Consider the following 4,278-nt stretch of genomic DNA (forward strand, 5'->3'; position numbering starts at 1 on the left):
CCCGTGAACGCCCCTTTTTCGTGGCCGAAGAGCTCGGATTCGAGAAGATCGCGAGACAGCCCGGCGCAGTTGACGTTGATGAACGGCGCTTCGGCTCTCGGGCTCCAGCGATGGATCTGGCGAGCGAGCGCGCCCTTCCCCGTCCCGCTCTCGCCGATCAGGACGACGAGCGCTTCCGAAACGGCGATGCGCCGGGCTTCCTCGAGGAGGCGCCGGATCGCGGGCGAATCTCCCCAGAAGAGGTCGGTCGTTCCGCCCTCCAGCTCGTGCCGCAGCGCGCGATTCTCGTTCTTCAGCTGACGGATCTCGTTGATGCGGCCGAGGACGTGAAAGAGATGCTCGGGAGCAACCGGCTTCGTCAGGAAATCGAGCGCGCCGTGCTTCAACGCGTCGACCGCGGTCTCGATCGTCCCGTAGGCGGTCATCATCACCACCTGCGCCTCGGGATGCTTCTCGCACACGAGCTCGAGTCCGGCGAGCCCGTGGACGTCGGGAAGGCGGAGGTCGAGGAGAACGACGTGCGGCCGGTGCCGTTCGAGCACGGGCAACGCGGCGGCGAGAGAGCCGGCCGATTCGATCCGGGCTCCGAGAGGACCCAGGAGGAGCGTCAGACCGAGGCGGACCGATTCCTCGTCGTCCACGACGAGCACGCGAAGCCCGTCGAGCGCGAAGGTCGGCCGGGAGGAGATCGGAGAAGTGCTCAGAGGAGCGAATTATAGGGCCGCGGGAAGAGTCACTTCGCCGGAAGCGTGACGGTGAAGATCGTCGGCCCTCCGTCGCGGCTGTCGACGGAAATCGTGCCGCCGTGCTCGAGGACGATCTGGCGGCAGACGGCGAGGCCGATTCCCGTCCCGCCCGGTCGCGACGTCACGAACGGTTCGAAGACGCGTTCCCGGACGTCCGCCGGAAGACCGGGTCCGTCGTCTTCCACCGTGACGACTGCGCCCCCCCCCGCGCGCCGCGCGAAACACGAGACGCGAACGGGCCTCTCGGCGCAGAGCACCGCGTTCTCGAAGAGGTTCCCGAAAACGCTCTCGAGCTTCTCCCGGTCTGCGTCGGCGATCTCGAGGTCGAACGGCGCTTCGACGCCGATCTTCGGCGCGCGCGACGCAAACCTCGAGCGAACCGCGGCGGCGGCCCGCTCGAGGACAGGAAGGAGCGGCGCGGCCACGCCGCTCCGGTGGGGAGCGCGCTGGAGCGCGAGCATCTCCTCCATCATCCGGGCGAGACGGTCGCTTTCCTTCCGAATCACCGCGAGATGCGGCGCCAGCGCATTGTTGCCCGCGAGCTCGCCCTCGAGCGCCGCCGCCGTGGACGTGATGCCGAAGAGCGGATTCCGGACCTCGTGCGCGACTCCCGCGAGGAGCTCGGCCGTGGCGGCGCGGCGCTCCGTGACCCGGAGCTGCTCCTGGATCGCGCGGATCTCGTTCTCCATGCGCGCGAAGGAGCCGACCAGACCGCCGATTTCGTCGTCGGTCGGGGGAAGCGTCTCGCCGACCGAACCCGGGTCCTCGCCGAAGCGCCGGGTTCGACGCTCGAGGTCGCGTACCGGCCGCGTGATGCCGCGGCCGACGGCCCAGGCGAGCGCGAGGGAGAGGAACAGGATCTCGACGCCGATCGGGGCGACCGAGGCGGCGAAGCTGCGGAGCACCCGGGCGTCGGGGGGCGCGAGCTCGAGAATGAGCCATCCCGTGGGGAGCGTGACCACCGTGACGACGCGGTTCTCGCCTCGCCGCGCGACGATCGTTCCCCGCCCGATCCGGCCGACCGCCTCCCGCCACTCGTCCGAGGCGACCAGGACGGCGTCGGCGCGCGGGGGCTTGGGCGGCCACATCGCCACCCTCAGGCCTTCCCGGCTCATCACGAGCAGCGTTCCCGACTCCGGCGAAGGTCGTCGCTTCGCGAAGAACGCTTTCCAGCCGGCGGCATCTCTCAGGCCGGCGGACTCCACCGCGAAGCCGCGCAGCCGTTCCCGCGACGCCTCGGACGTGCTCGCCTCCGCGAATCGCTGGGCCCACGAGAGCGCGATCTCCCCGACGAGGCCGGTCACGACGAATGCCAGCGCGATGCAGGAAGCGATGATCTTCTGGGTCAGGGGAAACGCCGTCCGCGAAGCGGCATGGCCTCCCCTTTCGGCGACGGAAACGAGAAGCGGGCGCAGGACCGTCTGCAGGAGGAAGAACGCCGCGACGCCGAACAGCACTCCCGTCAGGAACCCGAAGACGACGATCTTCGCGGCCTCGATCGCGGGGGCCTGGCCCATGACTCGCAGCTGCATCGCCCCGAGGAAGAAGAAGATCGCGCTCGCCGCCATGTCGAGGACCGCGACGGCGCGGGGATAGCCGAGGAGTCGGTCGAGGAATTCGGGCTCGTGCGCCACGTCGAGCGACGCCTCGTCGGCCAGTCGGAAGATCGAGAGCGCGGGAAGGGCGATCAGCGCGACCAACCCGAGGATCGGAAGCTCGCGGAAAAAGAACAGCCGGAGCACGTCCTGCTGCGGCGGCTCGAGCAGCCAAGCCTGCCGGGCGTTCCAGTACCCGAGGACGATCCAGAGGACGGTGACGAGAGCGGCCTGGAGCAACGCCACCCGCACGCCCAGGTTCGCCGGAGTCCAGCCGGGCCCTGACGGCGCGCGGGAGAATGGAGAGGATTCCCCCCCGACGACGACGTCGCCGGGCGAGGAGATCGGAGTTTCGGACGAATCTTCAGCAGTCAATTCGACGGCGGCCTCTCTCGGGGGATCTTAGCCGAGGGGTGTTCGGAAAAAGAATACGGCGGCGATCTCTCGCCGCCGCCGCCCGAGAAAAGAAAGAGTCGGGAGCGCTATTGCTCCTTCCAGGTCTTGACCTTCGCGGTCGGAGGCTTCCCTCCCGCGACGGTAGGCACCTTCGTGTTGTCGGTCGCACTCACGATCCAGATGTTCTGGTCCTGATACACGATCGGCTCCGAGGCGACTTCCGATCCCGCCGATCTCTCGGCCTCGATGTTTCCGTTCGCATCGGTGAAGAGGCTCACGCCCGTCAGCGCATTGATGTGATGGAAGAAGGCGTCCCCCTTCTGCCCGCAGGTCGACGCCCCCGTGTCGGGGTCCGTCGTGGCCCCGGCGTGGATGAATGTGTTGAAGGAGATCGTCTGCTCGAACACGAGGGCGTTCGTGTTCACGATCTCCACGCCCGTGTCGCTATAGGGAAGTTTCAAGTAGAAGCCAGCGCCCGTCCCATTGAAGCAAGTGTTTGCGCCTGAGCAGTTGTCAGTGGTTTCAGAGGCGAGCGTCAGGGAAGAAAGGTAGAGCGGATACGTCAGGCTCGGGTCATCGAGCGCAGTGATGAAGTAGTTGATGTGACTCGAGTTGTTGTCCGTAAGAATAGGCATGTTGTCCCGATCTCCCGTTCCCACCGCCACGGCGATCCTCGGCAGGCCCGAGGTCGTCGTGCCGACCAGGAACAACGTCGGCCGGTTGAAGATCGGCTGCCGGATCGCTCCCCCTCCCGGGGTCGCGGTCTGGAACTCGTCGAAGAAGAGGGTCGGGATCCAAGAGGCGGTGTCGATGACTCCCGAGGTGATGTTGGGCTTCGTCGTGAGATCGACTTTCCAAATCCGTCCCTGCGTATCCCCGATGTAGATCCGATCCAGGTAGCCGTCGTTGTTGATGTCGGCCACCCCCGGCTGTCCCGGCACTCCGGCCGCGAGATTGCCGGAGGTATTCGTTCCGCTCGCTCCGGTGTTCCAAAGACCGAGATTTCGTTTGTAGATGATCTTCCCCGTCTCGATGTCGGCCATGTAGAGAAAATTGCCCGTGTTTCCGGCGGTATTCGTCGACGCGATGTCCGATCCGGAATGGTCGTATCCGCCGCCAAAGATCGCCACGAAGTAATCGCGGTCGGCATTGGCCCCCGTGTCGTGCACCTTGATCCGTCCGAGGACCGGCTGCGACCAAGTGAACCCGAGGTCCTGGGTGGTCGCCTCGTTCGTTCCGATCTTCTCCGCCGGCGACGGCGTCGTGCTGGAAACCGACTGATCGTCGCGCAGCTCCCACAGGATCTTCGGATACTCGCTGGCGCAGTTCGACGGCTTCGTCGTCGTACCGGGAACGAAGTCTCCGACGAGACACTCGGGCACTCCTTTGTGATTGCCGGAATCGCTCTGCGCCATGTGCGTCAGCTGATCCGGATCGGTGACGTCGAGAGCGAAAATCGAGCCGCCATTGCCGCTCGAATTGTTCGAAATGCCACCGCCCGCATTGTTCCCGATTCCGACGTTGCTCGGCGTCCCCCCCTC

Annotated in this window: 3 protein-coding genes; all 3 read right to left on the reverse strand. The window is 66.4% G+C overall.

Going from position 1 to position 4,278, the window contains the following annotated elements; all coding sequences use genetic code 11:
• Positions 1-650: sigma 54-interacting transcriptional regulator (locus VFS34_02170; protein HET9793240.1), on the reverse strand; the 650-nt coding region annotated here is incomplete at its 3' end.
• A gap of 83 nt (positions 651-733) precedes the next feature.
• Positions 734-2,587, reverse strand: coding sequence for a HAMP domain-containing sensor histidine kinase (locus tag VFS34_02175; protein HET9793241.1), 1,854 nt, complete (start codon positions 2,585-2,587; stop codon positions 734-736).
• 236 nt (positions 2,588-2,823) lie between these two features.
• A partial coding sequence (locus tag VFS34_02180) for a hypothetical protein (GenBank protein ID HET9793242.1) occupies positions 2,824-4,278 on the reverse strand: 1,455 nt, incomplete at its 5' end.

The sequence above is a fragment of the Thermoanaerobaculia bacterium genome, from assembly GCA_035717485.1.
In the GTDB taxonomy this organism is placed as follows: Bacteria; Acidobacteriota; Thermoanaerobaculia; order UBA5066; family DATFVB01; genus DATFVB01.